Consider the following 17,320-nt stretch of genomic DNA (forward strand, 5'->3'; position numbering starts at 1 on the left):
TAACAATATGTTTTTCTCGTGATTGTTGCAATGCGGCATGGGGGCGCCAAAGACCGCATTCGAGAATATGATTGCAAAGCGTGGCAGACCGCTTCTGAATTGGATCATATTCGCTCGAACAGACAAGGATTTGGGTCGATGAGTGCGCCGTGGAAAGATGTTGTGCTGGAAAACGTGCCTACGGGGCCCGTGGAAGCCCGGATCTACAACGGCGAAGGTTTGAAGAAGGCGGCACCTCTCGTGCTTTATCTGCACGGCGGCGCTTTCCTCGACACCGATCACGCGACTGACAGGCCGGTGGCGGCAAGTCTGGCAGAGGCTGGTGCCATCGTGGTTGCCGCGGATTATACGAGCGGCAATCAGAATGCTTTTCCGAAGGTGCTCGAATGCGCCTACGGAATTCTCGCCTACCTCGGCAACAAGCGGAACATGCTTGCGCTGGGTGGAGCGAAAAAATCGCTGCTGTTTGTCGCCGGAGAGGAATCGGGTGGCAATGTTGCGGCGGGTGTCGCTTTAAAGGCGCGCGATCAGATGCCCGGTTCGCTGGACGGACAGGTGCTGATTTCGCCTTTGCTTGATCCCTTCATGGGATCGAAATCTTTCCTCCAGGCGGAGGAAAGCGGCATGCGCGAGCGCTGGACGGACGGCTGGAACCGATACCTGGGCTTTCTGGGCGGTGTCTGCCACCCTTATGCAGCGCCTCGATACTGTTCGCGGCTTTCGGGCCTCGCGCCGGCATTGGTGCTCACGGCCGAGGACGACCCGCTCCGCGACGAGAGCATGGAATACGGCAGTCGGCTGAAAGCGGCTGGCGTCCGTGTTCGCCAGCAAGTCCTTCCCGCCGGGACAGGCTGGCCCACCCTCTATGGCGGGCAGTCGAAAGACAGGCCTTCGTGGCGACAGGATATCTGTTGCTGTTTCAAGGGTTTTGTCGAAGACGTGCAGGCTTGATCGACTAGGCTATCCCGTCCGCGAGAGACAAGCGCGAACTGGATGAGGCGTCGAAGGCACGACCGAAGCGGTGGTCGCGCGAATGCGCGGCGCTTCGGCCCCTGATTTTATTGAGACGATAGGAATTTTCGGTCCCGTGTCCCAAGACGGGACCAAAGGAGAGACCAACATGAAGTCCAACCGTAAGAGCTGGGCCCTGTGGGGCGCCGGCGTGGGTGTTGCTGCGGCTGTTGCAGGCGCGGCTTTCTATCTGGAGCTGCCGCGCGGCGCTCAGGCAACGGAGGCGGCCAGCAAGGCGGCACCGCCGGCGGTCCCCGTCACGGTTGCCGCTGTCGAGCCGCGCGACGTCACCTCCTGGCAGGAATTTTCCGGCCGGCTCGAAGCCATCGACCGGGTCGAAATCCGGCCGCGTGTCGCCGGCGCAATTCAGTCTATGCATTTCCGTGAAGGCACTTTGGTCAAGCAGGGCGACCTGCTGGTGACGATCGATCCCGCACCCTATGAGGCGGCCGTCGCCCAGGCTCAGGCCCAGGTCGGAGCAGCAAAAGCCAAGCTCGATCTCGCCAAGGTCGAAGTCGGCCGTGGGCAGAAGCTCTTCGACAACAAGACCATTTCGCAGAGCGACATGGACACGCGCACAAGCAATTATGCCGAGGCCGAGGCCAATCTGAAGGCGGCGCAAGCGGCCTTGCAGACAGCGCAATTGAACCTCGACTATACGCAAGTCCGCGCTCCGATCGCCGGCCGCGTCGGCAAGATCGCCGTCACAGTCGGCAATCTCGTGGCCGCCGGCTCTTCTTCGCCGGCATTGACGACGCTTGTTTCGGTCGATCCGATCTATGCAAGCTTCAATGCGAACGAGCAGACGGTCACCAGGGCGCTGTCCGAGCTGTCCACCAGCAATGGTGTGGCTCCGCCGGTGGAGCAGATCCCGGTTCAGATCGGGACGGCGAGCGACAACGGCACGCCGATCACGGGCAAGTTGCAGTTGATCGACAATGAAGTCGATGCGGCGAGCGGCACCGTCAGCGTTCGCGCCGTATTCGACAATCCGGGCGGCCGTCTTATCCCAGGTCAGTTCGTGCGGGTCCGCATGGGCCAGCCGAAGGCCGAGACGAAGCTGCTCATCAGCGAGCGTGCGATCGGCACCGACCAGGACAAGAAGTTCGTCTTCGTAGTCGGGGCGGACAACAAGGTCGAATATCGTCCGATCAACCTTGGTGACAGCTCCGACGGCATGCGCATCGTCACTTCGGGCTTGAATGCCGGTGACCGGATCATCGTCAACGGCCTGCAGCGGGTTCGCCCCGGCGCCGTGGTCGATCCGAAGCTGGAAGAGAAGGTCGCCGCCAAGTAATTATCCGGCCGGGAGGCTTAGCTTTCCGGCCGCCATTCCAAGTCTCGATTTTGCAATGCTCGTGGCGCCTCTTGGGCCGCGGGCCTGGGCCTCGTGTCCCTTGATTCACTCGTGGAGAGGGTTCTGCCATGAACATCTCAAGATTTTTCGTCGACCGTCCGGTGTTCGCCGGCGTGCTATCGATCCTCATCGTGGTTGCCGGCCTGATCGGTCTCAAGCTGCTGCCGATCTCCGAATATCCGGAAGTCGTGCCGCCGTCGATCGTCGTCACCGCGCAATATCCGGGCGCCAACCCGAAGGTCATTGCCGAAACGGTGGCAACGCCGATCGAGGAGCAGATCAACGGCGTCGAAGGCATGCTCTACATGAGCAGCCAGGCGACGTCTGACGGTCTGCTCACGCTGACGGTCACCTTCAAGCTCGGCACCGACCCGGACAAGGCGCAGCAGCTCGTGCAGAACCGCGTCTCGCAGGCAGAGCCCCGCCTGCCGCAGAACGTGCGCGATCTCGGTATCACCACGGTCAAAAGCTCGCCCGACCTGATGATGGTGGTCAACCTCATCTCGCCGGACAATCGCTACGACATCACCTATCTGCGCAACTACGCCACCCTGAACATCAAGGACCGGCTCGCCCGTATCGACGGTGTCGGCCAGGTTCGCGTGTTCGGATCGGGCGATTATTCCATGCGCGTCTGGGTCGATCCGCAGAAGGCGGCCGAACGTGGTCTCGCCGCAAGCGACATCGCCAATGCCATTCGCGCGCAGAACATCCAGGCGGCCGCCGGCATCATCGGCCAGTCGCCGAGCGTTCCCGGCATCGACGTCCAGCTGAACGTCAATGCTCAGGGCCGCCTGACGACGCCGGAGGAATTCGGCAACATCATCGTCAAGAGCGGCACCAACGGCGAGATCACGCGCTTGCGCGATGTCGCCCGCATCGAACTCGGCGCGGCCGATTATTCGCTGCGTTCGCTGCTCGACGGCAAGCCGGCAGTCGCTGTTCCGGTCTTCCAGTCGCCGGGCTCCAACGCGATCACCATCTCGGACAACGTCGTCAAGACCATGAACGAGCTGCAGACCGCTATGCCCGATGGCGTGAAGTATGAGATCGTCTACGACACCACGCAATTCGTGCGCGCGTCGATCGATAAGGTCGTGCACACGCTCCTCGAAGCCATCGTGCTCGTCGTCATTGTCGTCATCCTGTTCCTGCAGACATGGCGCGCCTCGATCATCCCGCTGATCGCGGTTCCGGTCTCGATCATCGGTACCTTCGCTGTCATGTATGTCTGCGGCTTCTCGATCAACGCGCTCAGCCTCTTCGGCCTGGTGCTGGCGATCGGTATCGTCGTGGACGACGCCATCGTGGTCGTCGAGAACGTCGAGCGCAACATCGAGAACGGCCTCAGCCCGCGTGACGCGACCTATCGCGCCATGAAGGAGGTCTCCGGCCCGATCATCGCGATCGCGCTGGTGCTGGTCGCCGTCTTCGTGCCGCTGGCCTTCATCTCCGGCCTGTCGGGCCAGTTCTATCGCCAGTTCGCGCTGACGATCGCGATCTCGACCGTCATTTCCGCCTTCAACTCGTTGACCTTGTCTCCGGCCCTGGCGGCGATGCTGTTGAAGGATCACCATGCGCCGAAGGATCTGCTGACGCGCGTGATGGATGTGGCGTTCGGCTGGTTCTTCCGCGGCTTCAACAAGGTCTTCCATCGCGGCTCGTCTGCATACGGCAAGGGCGTCGGCGGCATCCTGTCGGTGAAGAGCCTGGTCATGGTCGTCTACCTCGCCTTGATCGGCGCGACCTACTACCTGTTCCAGGCCGTCCCCGGCGGTTTCGTGCCGCAGCAGGACAAGCAGTATCTGATCGGCTTTGCCCAGCTGCCTGATGGTGCAACCCTCGACCGCACAGATGACGTCATCCAGCGGATGAGCAAGATCGCGCTGGAACAGCCTGGCGTCGAACATGCGATCGCCTTCCCGGGCCTGTCGATCAACGGCTTCACCAACTCCTCCAACGCCGGTATCGTCTTCGTGACGCTGAAGGCATTCGAGGAGCGCACGACGCCCAATCTGTCGGGTGGGGCGATCGCCATGCAGCTGAACCAGAAGTTCGGCGCGATCCAGGATGCCTTCATCGCCATGTTCCCGCCGCCGCCCGTCCAGGGTCTCGGCACGACCGGCGGCTTCAAGCTGCAGATCGAGGACCGTGCCGGTCTCGGTTACCAGGCGCTCGACGAGGCCAACAAGGCGTTCCTCGCCAAGGCCTACCAGACGCCGGAGCTCTCGGGCATCTTCTCGAGCTATCAGATCAACGTGCCGCAGCTTTTTGCCGATCTCGATCGCGCCAAGGCCGAACAGCTCGGCGTCTCGGTGACCGATGTCTTCGATACGCTGCAGATCTATCTGGGTTCGCTCTACGTCAACGACTTCAACGCATTCGGCCGTACCTACAGCGTGCGTGTGCAGGCGGACGCCCAATTCCGCTCGCATGCAAGCGATATCGGCCAGTTGAAGGTTCGCTCGGCGTCGGGCCAGATGATCCCGCTGTCGGCATTGCTGAAGGTCGAGGCGAGCACCGGGCCGGAACGGACGACACGCTATAACGGCTTCCTTGCCGCCGATATCAACGGCGGTCCGGCCCAGGGCTTCTCGTCCGGCCAGGCACAGGCCGCCGTCGAGCGGATCGCCAGCGAGACGCTGCCTCCGGGCATCGGCTTCGAATGGACGGATCTGACCTATCAGCAGATCCTGGCCGGCAGCTCGGGCGTCATCATCTTCCCGCTCGCCCTGCTGCTCGTCTATCTCGTGCTGGCCGCCCAGTATGAGAGCGTGAGCCTGCCGCTTGCGATCGTCATGATCGTGCCGATGGGTGTGCTGGCCGCCTTGACGGGCGTCTGGCTGACGGGTGGCGACAACAACATCTTCACGCAGATCGGCTTGATGGTGTTGGTGGGCTTGTCGGCGAAGAACGCGATCCTGATCGTGGAATTCGCCCGCGAGCTGGAGTTCGACGGCCGCAAGCCGGTCCAGGCCGCGATCGAGGCCAGCCGCCTGCGCCTGCGCCCGATCCTCATGACCTCCATGGCTTTCATCATGGGTGTCGTGCCATTGGTCACCTCGACCGGCGCGGGTGCCGAGATGCGCGCCGCCATGGGTGTCGCGGTGTTTGCCGGCATGATCGGCGTCACCTTCTTCGGCATCTTCATGACGCCGGTCTTCTACGTGCTGATCCGCAGCGTGACGGGCAATCGTCCGCTGAAGCAGCATCCTCACAACGACAACGACCAGTCGGCGCACATACTCCCGATCGCCGCCGAATAGAGGGCCGTGCCGAGCGGTACTCCAGTGCTCGACATGCCACGGGCGGGACCGAAAGGTCCCGCTTTTTTCATGCATTAATATTTTCGTTTTAGCTAATTTACCCTTCTTTCGAAGAATTTGCCGCATGACCGCCGATTTCCTTTGCATGCTGGCACCAGAGGTTTATCAAGCTCTTGGATGAGTTGATTGACGTACGTCGGGCGTGAGGAGTCGCCTGCGTCTCTTGGGGGCTTGAGGGCGAGAATGGGCGGAAGATCGTCGCCGAATCCATCGGCATGACGAAGGGCGCTCCGCTATCCGGTATCCGATGCGTTCCAATTCGGAGGATATTTCATGCAGGGCAGAAAGATCGCGTTTCTTGGTACGGGATTGATGGGCGCGCCGATGGCGCGGCGGCTGCTCGCCACCGGTTTCGCGGTGACCGTCTGGAATCGCGACCGCAGCAAGGCGGAGCCTTTGGCTGCCGATGGCGCGACTGTCGCGGATACGGCGGTCGAGGCGGCGCGGGGAGTATCCGTTCTTTTCACCATGCTGACCAACGGCGGTGCCGTCGGCGAGGTCCTGTTCGGCAGCGGTGTGGCCGAAGTGCTGGAAGCCGGTGCGATCGTGATCGACCATAGCTCCATATCGCCCGCGGTTGGCCGCGAACATGCGGGCAAGCTTGCCGAGCGCGGCATTCGGCATATCGATGCTCCGGTCTCCGGCGGCGTCGTGGGTGCCGAGGCCGGAACGCTTGCAATCATGGCCGGCGGTGATGCCGACGTGATAGACAGCGTTCGCGATATCATGGCGCCTCTCGGACGCGTGACCCGCGTCGGCCCCAGCGGTACGGGCCAGCTCGCAAAGCTCGGCAACCAGCAGATCGTTGCCGTCACCATCGGCGCCGTCGCGGAGGCGATGCTCCTTGTCGAGGCCGGCGGCGGTTCGCGCGAGGCATTCCGTGCCGCCATCCGCGGCGGTTTCGCTGAAAGCCGCATCCTGGAACTGCATGGTCAGCGCATGATCGAGCGCAATTTCGAGCCGGGCGGAACCGCTCGCAATCAGCTGAAGGATCTCGATACCGTTCTGGCGACGGCGGAGGGTCTCGCCCTTCATCTCCCCTTGACGGAAGCTGTGAGAGCCGAATTTGCCGAATTCGTCGAGAATGGCGGCGGCGAGCAGGATCACAGCGGTTTGCTGCAGCATCTGGAAGACAAGAATGCCCGAGGAAAGGCTTGAGGAAGAGATGAGCGATAAGGGTGCATCCAAGCGTCGCCTGCGTTCGCAGGACTGGTTCGACAATCCCGATCATATCGATATGACGGCGCTCTATCTCGAGCGTTTCATGAATTACGGCATCACGCCGGAAGAGCTGCGATCCGGCAAGCCGATCATCGGCATAGCCCAGAGCGGTAGCGACCTCACGCCCTGCAATCGTCATCACCTCGATCTTGCCAAGCGCGTGCGCGATGGCATCCGTGATGCCGGCGGCATTCCGATCGAATTCCCGACCCATCCGATCTTCGAGAACTGCAAGCGTCCGACGGCGGCGCTCGACCGCAATCTTGCCTATCTCGGTCTGGTGGAAGTGCTCTATGGCTATCCGCTCGATGGCGTCGTGCTGACAACCGGCTGCGACAAGACCACGCCGTCGGCACTGATGGCGGCCTCGACCGTCAATATTCCGGCAATCGTTCTGTCCGGCGGCCCGATGCTCGATGGCTGGCATGAGGGAGAGCTTGCCGGATCGGGAACGGTGATCTGGCGTTCGCGCCGCAAGCTGGCGGCCGGAGAGATCGACGAGGAGGAGTTCATGGAGGCGTCGCTCGCCTCGGCGCCCTCGATCGGCCATTGCAACACCATGGGTACGGCCTCGACCATGAATGCCATGGCGGAAGCCCTCGGTATGTCGCTGACCGGGTGCGCCGCCATCCCCGGCGCCTATCGCGAGCGCGGCCAGATGGCCTATCGCACAGGAAAGCGTGCGGTGGAGTTGGTTCTCGCCGATATCAAGCCTTCGGACGTGCTGACGCGCGAGGCTTTCCTCAATGCCATCCGCGTCAACTCGGCCATCGGCGGCTCGACCAATGCGCAGCCGCATCTGGCTGCCATGGCCAAGCATGCGGGGGTCGAACTCTACCCCGGCGACTGGCAGGTGCATGGCTTCGACATTCCGCTGCTCACCAATATGCAGCCGGCGGGCGCCTATCTCGGCGAGCGCTTCCATCGCGCCGGCGGCGTTCCGGCTGTCATGTGGGAGCTACTGCAGGCCGGCAAGCTGGACGGAAGCTGTCCGACGGTTACAGGCAGAACGATGGCGGAGAATCTAAACGGCCGGGAGGCGACCGATCGCGAGGTCATCCGCCCCTTCGCCGAGCCGCTGAAGGAGCGCGCCGGCTTCCTCGTCCTCAAGGGCAATCTGTTCGATTTCGCCATCATGAAGATGAGCGTCGTTTCGGAGGAGTTCCGCAGCCGTTACCTGCAGGAGCCGGGCCATGAAGGTGTGTTCGAGGGCAGGGCTGTGGTCTTCGATGGATCGGAGGATTATCACAAGCGCATCAACGATCCCGGGCTCGGCATCGACGAGAGGACCATCCTGGTAATCCGCGGAGCCGGGCCGATCGGCTGGCCGGGGTCGGCCGAGGTCGTCAACATGCAGCCTCCGGATGCTCTTCTGAAGCGGGGCATCCGCAGCCTTCCCACGATCGGTGACGGCCGCCAGTCGGGTACGGCCGACAGCCCATCCATCCTCAATGCATCGCCGGAAAGTGCTGCCGGCGGCGGCCTTGCCTGGCTCAGGACCGGCGACGTCATTCGCATCGATTTCAATCACGGCCGCTGCGACATGCTGGTGGACGAGGCGGAAATCGAGCGCCGCAAGGGCGACGGTATTCCGGCCGTTCCGGCGGATGCGACGCCATGGCAGCGGATCTATCGCCGTTCGGTCACGCAGCTTTCCGATGGTGCCGTCCTCGATGGCGCGGCCGAGTTCCGCAATATCGCCGCAATACCGCCGAGGCATAACCATTAGCGCCGGACGATTTTAGGTCGAAGCAACTTAAAATCTGAATCCGCGCTGGAATCAAATGAGTAGGGCATGATGTCGTCGTAAGCCGCTTACACTTTTCGGCATCATGCTCCAGTTGGGATATCAAAAAACTGCTGACCGAACGCCAATGCGCTGCCGTTAAAGTTCGTGAAAGGGAGTGGTGCATATATACTTAGCAGCAGTTATGCGGTCTCTTCAGTTTCCGAAGGGGGGTGGAACTCTTTGGCAGAGACGATATCAGGGCGAAGCGAAGAAGAGTTCCAGGACCTTTTGAGAAGGCTGGAGCTGGCGCTGGAGGCGTCTCAAATCGGCGTTTGGCAGCATAACGTCAACGAACAGGAGCTGCTCTGGGACCAGCAGATGCACAAGCTCTACGGGACCGGGCGCCACAATCGCCGGGTTTCCTCGAATGTCTGGTTTAAGGCCCTGCATCCCGAGGATCAGGAAGGGGCGGTCAACGACTTCCAGGTCGCGCTTGAAGGGAAGGGCTTCTACAACTCGCAGTTCCGCATCATTTTGCCCGATGGCGAGGTGCGCCATCTGCGCTCGCGCGCGCATTATTATGAAGATGCGCATGGTGCGCCTTCCTTCATCGGTGCCGAATGGGATGTAACCGCCGACGTACTGCTCAATCGCGAGCTGACCAGCCAGAAGGCCATTGCGGAGGCCCGCGCCGTCGCGCTGGAGCAGAGCCGCGCGCGAATCGAGCATGCCGCCGATCACGATTATCTCACCGGCCTTCCCAACCGGCGCTATTTCGATCGGCGATTGGCCGAATTGCGCAATGACGCGTCTATCGAGACGTTGGCCGTGCTCCATATCGATCTCGACGGGTTCAAGGAGATCAACGACAAATGGGGTCATGCGGCCGGCGACGCGACATTGCAGAGTGCGGCCGCGCGCGTATCGGGAGCCATAACCGCCAACGACATCGTCGCGCGTATCGGCGGCGATGAATTCGTCGCTGTCCTGGTGAATGTCGGCAGCGCCGAGAGGCTGGAAGCGATCGCGAATGATATCTTCGGGCGATTGCGACGCGAGGTGCGTTTCGGCAATGAGATGCTGCGGTTCGGCGCCTCCATCGGTGTGGCCATGAGCGAGGCCGGGAGCGCCGGCAATCTGCTGGCCGAATCCGACGTCGCCCTTTTCCAGGCCAAGAAGCTCGGCCGCAACCGGGTGGAGTTCTTCACGCCGAAGCTGCAATCCGACCTGCAGGCGGAACGCCAATTGGCCGACGAATTGCGCTTGGCGCCGGTGCTGCGTCAGATCGAGCCCTTCTATCAGATTCAAGTGGATGCCCACAGCCGCCGCATTGTCGGGCTGGAGGCACTGGCACGCTGGCGACATCCGGAAAGGGGATTGTTGAGCCCGATCGCGTTCCTGAAGGTGGCTGACGAATACGGGCTCACCGCCGAGATCGATGCGGCGGTCCTGAGGCGCGCGCTTGCTGATCGGTCGGACTGGGCGTCGCTGGGTCTCTCGCCGCCGCGCATTGCCGTCAATATCTCCGGGCGCCGGCTTGCCGATCCAGATCTGATCGAAGGGTTGTTGGCGCTCAGGATACCCCGCAATGCCATCGCTTTCGAACTGGTCGAAACTATCTTTCTCGATGCTCCCGACGACCAGGTGCTTGCCAACATCGCCGGCATCAAGGAGATGGGAATCGATATCGAGATCGATGATTTCGGCTCGGGCCACGCGTCGCTGATCGGCCTGGTTACGCTGAAGCCGAAGCGGTTGAAGATCGACCGGCAACTGGTGACGGCGGTAACGGTGTCCGATGAGCAGCGCCGGCTTGTCGGCTCCATCGTCGATATTGCGCGGGCCTTGAATGTCGAGGTCGTTGCCGAAGGAGTCGAGACCGAAGAACATGCGCGCATCCTGGCCGAGGTCGGCTGCGACGAACTCCAAGGTTATGCCATCGGCTATCCCGCCTCGGAAAGCGAGGTTGTCGCGTTGCTGAAATCGGCTGTTGTCGTGGATAAGAGCCGGCCGACGGCGGGCGCGGGCGCTACTGGATCTGCAAGGCGGCGATCAAGCCGTAGCTGATGACGCCGAGCATCAGCAGCGACAATGTCGCGGCGGCAATGACCCGGCCGCCGGCATGCGCGACGGAGCGGATATTCACGGACAAGCCGAGTGCCGCCATGGCGATGACGGTCAGGATGCCTGACACCACCTCCATCGGGGCAACCAGCGCATCCGGAATGAGGCCGAAGGAACGCAATGCCATCAGCCCGAGAAAGCCGCAGATGAACCAGGGAACAAGCGAATAATGATGATTGCCGCGCGCGTCGGCGCCAACTGCCTCAGCCTTGGTGATGATGCCGAACAGAAAGATCACGGGACCCAGCATCAGGACGCGGACGAGCTTGACGAGCGTGCCGGTCTGGACGGCGAGCAGGCCGACGGGCGCGGTCGCGGCCAGCACCTGCGGCACCGCATAGACGGTCAGTCCTGCCAGGGTCCCGTATTGCGGCACGCTCATGCCGAGGTGGAAATAGAGTAGCGGCAGCAGAAACACAGCCGCAATGCCAAGGACGGCGGTGAAGGCGAGTGCCGCGGCAATCTCCTGCGAATCCGCCTCGATTACGGGAGCAACGGCCACGATCGCCGAGTTGCCGCATATCGAATTGCCGCAGGCGATCAGCGTTGCCAGCTTCGGCGGCAGGCCAAGCGCCCGTCCGATGACGTAAGTGGCGGCGATCGACAAAATCACGACGATGGCGATGCCGGCGATGAGCCAAACGCCTGCGCCGCGAATGGCGGAGAGGCTGATTGAGGCGCCGAGAAGCACGATGGCAATTTCCAGCAGGATCTTGGCGCTGAAATCGATGCCCGGCTTCATCGCTGGCTTCAGCGGCTTGAGAGTGCAGACGGCGATGCCGAGCGCGATGGCAAGCACCAGGCTTTCGATCCATCGGCCTCCGAACAGGCCGATTTCAATATGCTCGCCGGCGTAGGCGAGAAGGGCGACGGCACAGGTGAGTGCGAGGCCGGGGAGGATCGTGTTTGCGCGTTGAGCAAGAGACATATGGTGCCGTCATTCGTTTGGTATGCTTTGGTGACGGGCGGAAAGTCTCATCTGTCGATGTCGACATCCATCGAATATTATCCTATGTATCGTTCGATAAATTAGAATGATTTCCCATGACCTTCGAGCAGCTTGCAATTTTTGTCGCCGTCGCCGAACGAGAACATCTGACCAATGCAGCAGAAGCCATCCACCTGACGCCTTCGGCCGTCAGCTCGGCGATCAAGAACCTCGAGGCTTACTACGGCGTGGAGCTATTTCATCGCGTCGGCCGGCGGATCGAACTGACGGAGACGGGACGCTCCTTCCTGGGTGAAGCCAAGGCGACGCTCGCACGCGTACGCTCGGCCGAACTCATGCTGTCCGAGCTAGGCGGCCTGCAGCGTGGGCGGCTCAGCCTCTATGCGAGCCAGACCATCGCCAGCTACTGGCTGCCGCCGCTGCTGATGCGGTTTCATCGCGATTACCCCGGTATCGAACTGGATCTGACGATCGGTAACACGCGAACCGTCACCGAGGCCGTTATCGACGGCGCGGCCGAGCTGGGTTTCGTCGAGGGCGAGGTGGACGCGCCGGCGCTGTCGATGAAGATCGTCGCACAGGATGCGCTCGTCATCGTCGTGCCGCCACATCATCCCTGGGCGGACGGGCGTCAGCTGACGGTTGCTGACCTTGTCGCCGCGACCTCCTGGGTAATGCGTGAAGAAGGCTCGGGCACCCGTTCGGAATTCGAGAATGCGGTTGCCAAGCTCGGCGCTTTGCCGCGCGATCTCAAAGTGGCGCTCGTCCTGCCATCGAATGAAGCCGTACTGTCGGCGGTCTGCGTGGGAGAAAGTGCCGCTGCCATTTCCAGCGCGGCGGCCAGAGCCTATCTCGGGCAAGGACTGCTGGTTCAGGCAACGTTCGATCTCCCGGCCCGCAGCTTCCGGCTGCTGCGCCACAAGGAGCGCCATGCCAGCAAGGCGGCCCAGACGCTGGAAGGCATGTGTAAGAATTACCGTGAGTCCATCGCCTTCGATACGGATGAGCGCGGTCAATAGCCTGACGTGGGCGATCGCCTGTAGCTTCGATATCTCTTTCGTGCGTTTGTCGGCAGATATCGCCGACCATTTTTCCAGGCGGCTCGAAAGAGTTGCCACCGTCTATCGCCGCTCAGCCCGTTGGCGGTTGGCGACCACGAGTTCGATGTTGTTGCGCTCAAGCATGGCGCGAATGTCTGATGGTGGCGTGTCGTCGGTGACCAGCACGTCGAAGGTTGCCGGCTCGCTCAGGACGATGGGTGCGCTGCGTCCGAATTTGGCGCTGTCGGCGACGATGATGCAGTTCTCGGCGCGGCCGGCCGCTTCCCGGGAATATTCCGCTTCTTCGAGATCGTGCAGCATGAAGCCGGAGGTGGCGTTGATGGCGCCGACCGACAGGATGGCATGGCGTATGTTGAAGCGGCGCAGGAAATTGGCCGCTTCCATGCCGAAGGCGCCGCCGTCATGGCCACGCAGCTCGCCGCCGGCGAAGAAGACGCGGTTGCCGTTGCGGGTCGCGAGCGCGTGAGCGACCGCGACGGCATTGGTGACGACGAAGAGGTTCTGGTGCTTCTGCAGCGCGACGGCGATGAAGGCGGTGGTCGAGCCGACATCGAGGAAGAGCGTATCACCGTCCTCGATCATCGATGCGACGGAGGCGGCGATCATCCGCTTGGCCTCCGCATTCTCGTTCATGCGCAGATGCAGCGGCGGCTCGATCATCGAGTCCTTGATGTGGACCCCGCCATGCACCTTGGTGACCAGCCCGTTGGCTTCGAGGCTACGGATGTTGCGGCGGATGGTTTCTTCGGAAACGCCGAGCCGTTCGGCCAGGAACTGGATGCGGCTTGCGCCGCCGGCCAGGCGCAGTTCCTCCAGAATCTCGCGTTCGCGATGATTGGAGTGAAGCGGTGGCTGGGATATGCCCGACATGGTTGCTGATCCTATTGAGGGTATTGATCCCGAAATGTGCTTGGCATCTGGAATGACTGACCCTGTCGCCGCCAGAGGCGTCAACGCGCACAGGCTTGATCCGATTGCCTCGCGCTTGAGTTTTTAAGGCAAATCTCACCTATGGTGAAGCGTCGTGTTTGCGATATCCATAGCTCATCGAGTTCGAATGACATCTCAAAACCAACAAAAAGCCAAGTATTCGTTTCATTTTGTGGGATGCCCCTTGACAGCTTCGCGTTTGTAAGGAACCTTTCTCATCCGAAGGATGCTCAGCAGTGGTACCGGAGGGGGAATGACTGCGACGCCGGAAGACAGGATCCATTCTCTCGGCATCTGGCACGGGTCGATCGAGATCGCCCCGCTGGTCGGCGGCATCACCAATCGCAACTATCTGGTTGGCAATGCAGGCCGGCGTTTCGTCGTCCGGCTCGGGGCGGATATTCCCGTTCACCACATCAGCCGGGTCAATGAGCTGGCGGCGAGCAGGGCTGCCCATGCAGCCGGTCTTTCGCCCGCCGTCATCCATCACGAGCCCGGCATACTGGTGCTTGACTATATCGACGCAAAGCCGCTGGTGGCCGATGATATAGGTGACCCCGCAATGATGGCCCGTGTCGTGGCGCTTGTCCGGTCCTGTCATCGCGATGTCGGCAAGCATTTTCGCGGTCCGGCCGTAATCTTCTGGGTTTTCCATGTGGTCAGGGACTACGCGGCCGTTCTGAAGGCTGGCGATAGCCGGCACAAGTCGCTGCTCCCTTCCTTTCTGGAGATCGCCGAGCGGCTCGAACGCGAGGCTGGTCCCTTCGAGATCGCCTTCGGCCACAATGATCTGCTGGCCGCGAATTTCCTCGACGACGGCAAGCGGCTCTGGCTGATCGATTGGGACTATGCCGGGTTCAACACGCCGCTTTTCGATCTCGGCGGTCTTGCCTCCAACAATGAATTCTCCGAAGCGCTGGAAGAGGCGATGCTGGAAGCCTATTTCGAGGCCCCCGTGAGCGACGATCTGCGCCGGCGCTATCAGGCGATGAAATGCGCCTCTCTCCTGCGCGAGACGATGTGGAGCATGGTTTCGGAAATCCATTCCGACATCGATTTCGATTATTCTTCCTACACGGCTGAAAATCTGCGGCGGTTCGAGAGCGCCTGGCAGGGCTTTCGCGACTCTTGAGGTGATGCAATGAAGGAACTGCCGGCTACAGCAAAGACCGTCGTCATCGGCGGCGGTATCATCGGCTGCTCGACCGCCTACCATCTCGGCAAGCTCGGCTTCACCGATACCGTGCTGCTGGAGCGCAAGAAGCTGACCTCGGGCACGACGTTTCACGCCGCCGGCCTCGTCGGCCAGTTGCGCACCAGCGCCAACATCACCCAGATGCTCGGCTATTCCGTCGATCTCTACAAGAAACTCGAGGCGGAGACTGGCCTTGCCACCGGCTGGAAGATGAATGGCGGCCTGCGTCTCGCCTGCAACGAAGAGCGGTGGACGGAAGTGAAGCGGCAGGCGACGACGGCACAATCCTTCGGCCTGCAGATGCATCTGCTGACGCCCAAGGAGGCTTTCGATCTCTGGCCGCTGATGGATGTCGACGACCTGGTCGGCGCTGCCTTCCTGCCGACCGATGGGCAGGCCAATCCTTCCGACATTACCCAGGCGCTGGCGAAGGGCGCCCGCATGAGCGGTGTGTCGATCTTCGAGGATACCGAGGTTCTCGATCTGGAGATAGACAAGGGCCGGATCCGCGCCGTCATCACCGAGAAGGGCCGTATCGAATGCGAGCGCGTCGTCGTCTGCGCGGGGCAATGGACGCGGACCTTTGCCGCCCGTTTCGGCGTCAACGTGCCGTTGGTCTCGGTCGAGCATCAATATCTCATCACCGAATCCTTCGGCGTGCCGTCCAACCTGCCGACGCTGCGCGATCCGGACAGGCTGACTTATTACAAGGAGGAGGTCGGCGGGTTGGTCATGGGCGGCTATGAGCCTAATCCCATCCCCTGGGCGCCTGATGGTATCCCCAGGGATTTCCACTATACGCTGCTCGACAGCAATTTCGACCATTTCGAGCAGATTATGGAACTGGCGCTGGTGCGCGTGCCGGCGCTGCAGACGGCCGGCGTCAAACAGCTGCTATGTGGCCCGGAGAGCTTCACGCCCGATGGCAATTTCATTCTCGGCGAAGCGCCGGAGTTGAGGAACTTCTTCATCGGCGCCGGCTTCAATGCCTTCGGCATCGCCTCCGCCGGCGGGGCCGGCATGGCGCTGGCCGAATGGGTCGCCAAGGGCGAGCCGCCCTACGATCTCTGGCCTGTCGATATCAGGCGTTTCGGCCGTCCGCATTTCGACACCGACTGGGTGCGGACCCGCACGCTGGAAGCCTATGGCAAGCACTACACCATGGCCTGGCCTTTCGAGGAGCATTCCAGCGGCCGGCCCTGCCGCAAGTCACCGCTCTATGATCGCCTGAAAGCACAGGGTGCCTGCTTCGGTGAAAAGCTCGGCTGGGAGCGGCCGAACTGGTTTGCCGATCTCTTTGCCGGCGAGGAACCGAAAGATGTCTATACCTATAACAGGCAGAACTGGTTCGATGCCGTCGGCCGCGAGCACAAGGCGGTGCGCGAGGCGGCCGTGATCTTCGACCAGACGTCCTTCGCCAAATTCGTGCTGAAGGGCCGGGATGCCGAGGCGGCAATCTCCTGGATCGCCTCCAATGATGTCGCCAAACCCGTGGGTGCCTTGACCTATACGCAGATGCTGAACGACCGGGGCGGCATCGAATGCGATGTCACCGTCGCCCGCATCGCCGAGAACGAGTTCTACATCACGACAGGCACCGGCTTCGCCACCCATGATTTCGATTGGATCGCCCGGAATATTCCGCCCGAGATGCATGCCGAGCTGGTGGACGTGACCTCGGCCTATTCCGTCTTGTCGCTGATGGGGCCGAAGTCGCGGGAGATATTGCAGGCCGTAACCTCCGCCGACGTTTCGAATGCCGCATTTCCCTTCGGCAAGGTTCGGACGGTCGGTATCGCCGGCTGCCCCGTCAGGGCACTGCGCATCACCTATGTCGGCGAACTCGGTTATGAGCTGCATGTCCTGGTGGAATATGCCGCGACCGTCTATGACGTTCTGATGGCGGCCGGCCGCGAGCATGGCCTCGTCAACGCCGGCTATCGCGCCATCGAAAGCTGCCGGCTGGAGAAGGGCTACCGCGCCTGGGGCTCCGACATCGGGCCGGATCATACGCCGATCGAGGCCGGGCTGGCCTGGGCGGTGAAGATGAAGAAGCAGGTCGCATTCCGCGGCCGGGAGGCGATCGAGCGGCAGCTCGCCTCGGGCGTGAAGAAGATGCTTGCCTGCTTTGTGCCGGACGATCCCGAGATCGTGCTTCTCGGCCGCGAGACGATCTATCGCGACGGGCAACGCGTCGGCTGGCTGTCGAGCGGCGGTTATGGCTATACGATCGGCAAGGCCATCGGCTACGGCTATGTCCGCGATCCCGGTGGGGTGACGGAAGATTTCGTGCTTTACGGCCGCTATGAGCTCGATGTCGCGCAAAGCCGCGTGCCGTGCCGGGTGTCGCTGAAGCCGCTCTATGATCCGCAGATGGAGCGGATCAAGGGGTGACTAGCAAGGGTGCAAAGCAGCGC

11 protein-coding genes are annotated in these 17,320 nt (G+C 61.9%); 9 read left to right on the top strand and 2 right to left on the bottom strand.

Annotated elements, in window-relative coordinates; genetic code table 11:
* Window positions 1-138 precede the first annotated feature (138 nt).
* The 6 genes from HGP16_RS01970 (at window position 139) to HGP16_RS01995 (ending at window position 10,711) form a co-directional block, all read left to right on the top strand.
* A complete protein-coding gene (locus HGP16_RS01970; protein WP_168838596.1) occupies window positions 139-951 on the top strand; it encodes an alpha/beta hydrolase fold domain-containing protein in 813 nt (270 codons plus the stop codon).
* Between the two features lie 169 nt (window positions 952-1,120).
* Window positions 1,121-2,308, top strand: a complete 1,188-nt coding sequence (locus tag HGP16_RS01975; protein ID WP_168838335.1) for an efflux RND transporter periplasmic adaptor subunit — start codon at window positions 1,121-1,123, stop codon at window positions 2,306-2,308.
* 128 nt (window positions 2,309-2,436) lie between these two features.
* Window positions 2,437-5,634 (top strand): efflux RND transporter permease subunit, encoded by a 3,198-nt coding sequence (locus HGP16_RS01980; protein ID WP_168838336.1) that lies wholly within the window; start codon window positions 2,437-2,439, stop codon window positions 5,632-5,634.
* A gap of 333 nt (window positions 5,635-5,967) precedes the next feature.
* The gene (locus tag HGP16_RS01985; protein ID WP_168838337.1) at window positions 5,968-6,852 is read left to right on the top strand and encodes an NAD(P)-dependent oxidoreductase; all 885 of its coding nucleotides are present in this window, start codon (window positions 5,968-5,970) and stop codon (window positions 6,850-6,852) included.
* 7 nt (window positions 6,853-6,859) lie between these two features.
* The gene (locus HGP16_RS01990; RefSeq protein ID WP_168838597.1) at window positions 6,860-8,644 is read left to right on the top strand and encodes an IlvD/Edd family dehydratase; all 1,785 of its coding nucleotides are present in this window, start codon (window positions 6,860-6,862) and stop codon (window positions 8,642-8,644) included.
* Window positions 8,645-8,884: 240 nt separating this feature from the next.
* Window positions 8,885-10,711 (top strand): EAL domain-containing protein, encoded by a 1,827-nt coding sequence (locus tag HGP16_RS01995; protein WP_168838338.1) that lies wholly within the window; start codon window positions 8,885-8,887, stop codon window positions 10,709-10,711.
* On the opposite strand, the gene HGP16_RS02000 is transcribed toward HGP16_RS01995, so the two are convergent.
* Complete coding sequence (locus HGP16_RS02000; protein WP_168838339.1) at window positions 10,674-11,696, bottom strand: YeiH family protein; 1,023 nt, start codon at window positions 11,694-11,696, stop codon at window positions 10,674-10,676. The genes HGP16_RS01995 and HGP16_RS02000 overlap by 38 nt on opposite strands.
* 116 nt (window positions 11,697-11,812) lie before the next feature.
* Here HGP16_RS02000 and HGP16_RS02005 point away from each other — a divergent pair, with 116 nt between their 5' ends.
* Window positions 11,813-12,736 (top strand): LysR substrate-binding domain-containing protein, encoded by a 924-nt coding sequence (locus HGP16_RS02005; protein WP_168838340.1) that lies wholly within the window; start codon window positions 11,813-11,815, stop codon window positions 12,734-12,736.
* 102 nt (window positions 12,737-12,838) lie between these two features.
* Here HGP16_RS02005 and HGP16_RS02010 read toward each other — a convergent pair whose 3' ends face one another.
* Window positions 12,839-13,648, bottom strand: a complete 810-nt coding sequence (locus HGP16_RS02010; protein WP_168838341.1) for a DeoR/GlpR family DNA-binding transcription regulator — start codon at window positions 13,646-13,648, stop codon at window positions 12,839-12,841.
* 313 nt (window positions 13,649-13,961) lie between these two features.
* Here HGP16_RS02010 and HGP16_RS02015 point away from each other — a divergent pair, with 313 nt between their 5' ends.
* Both HGP16_RS02015 and HGP16_RS02020 read left to right on the top strand, forming a co-directional pair.
* Entirely contained in the window at window positions 13,962-14,840 is an 879-nt protein-coding gene (locus HGP16_RS02015) for a choline/ethanolamine kinase family protein (protein WP_168838342.1), read from the top strand.
* A gap of 9 nt (window positions 14,841-14,849) precedes the next feature.
* A complete protein-coding gene (locus tag HGP16_RS02020) occupies window positions 14,850-17,297 on the top strand; it encodes an FAD-dependent oxidoreductase (protein WP_168838343.1) in 2,448 nt (815 codons plus the stop codon).
* Window positions 17,298-17,320: the final 23 nt, after the last annotated feature.

The organism is Rhizobium sp. P40RR-XXII (assembly GCF_012641405.1).
In the GTDB taxonomy this organism is placed as follows: domain Bacteria; phylum Pseudomonadota; class Alphaproteobacteria; order Rhizobiales; family Rhizobiaceae; genus Rhizobium.

Coding starts and splice junctions, on each gene's coding strand:
- HGP16_RS01970 (WP_168838596.1), top strand. CDS start 139: ATGAGTGCGCCGTGGAAAGATGTTGTGCTGGAAAACGTGCCTACGGGG.
- HGP16_RS01975 (WP_168838335.1), top strand. CDS start 1,121: ATGAAGTCCAACCGTAAGAGCTGGGCCCTGTGGGGCGCCGGCGTGGGT.
- HGP16_RS01980 (WP_168838336.1), top strand. CDS start 2,437: ATGAACATCTCAAGATTTTTCGTCGACCGTCCGGTGTTCGCCGGCGTG.
- HGP16_RS01985 (WP_168838337.1), top strand. CDS start 5,968: ATGCAGGGCAGAAAGATCGCGTTTCTTGGTACGGGATTGATGGGCGCG.
- HGP16_RS01990 (WP_168838597.1), top strand. CDS start 6,860: ATGAGCGATAAGGGTGCATCCAAGCGTCGCCTGCGTTCGCAGGACTGG.
- HGP16_RS02000 (WP_168838339.1), bottom strand. CDS start 11,696: ATGTCTCTTGCTCAACGCGCAAACACGATCCTCCCCGGCCTCGCACTC.
- HGP16_RS02005 (WP_168838340.1), top strand. CDS start 11,813: ATGACCTTCGAGCAGCTTGCAATTTTTGTCGCCGTCGCCGAACGAGAA.
- HGP16_RS02010 (WP_168838341.1), bottom strand. CDS start 13,648: ATGTCGGGCATATCCCAGCCACCGCTTCACTCCAATCATCGCGAACGC.
- HGP16_RS02015 (WP_168838342.1), top strand. CDS start 13,962: ATGACTGCGACGCCGGAAGACAGGATCCATTCTCTCGGCATCTGGCAC.
- HGP16_RS02020 (WP_168838343.1), top strand. CDS start 14,850: ATGAAGGAACTGCCGGCTACAGCAAAGACCGTCGTCATCGGCGGCGGT.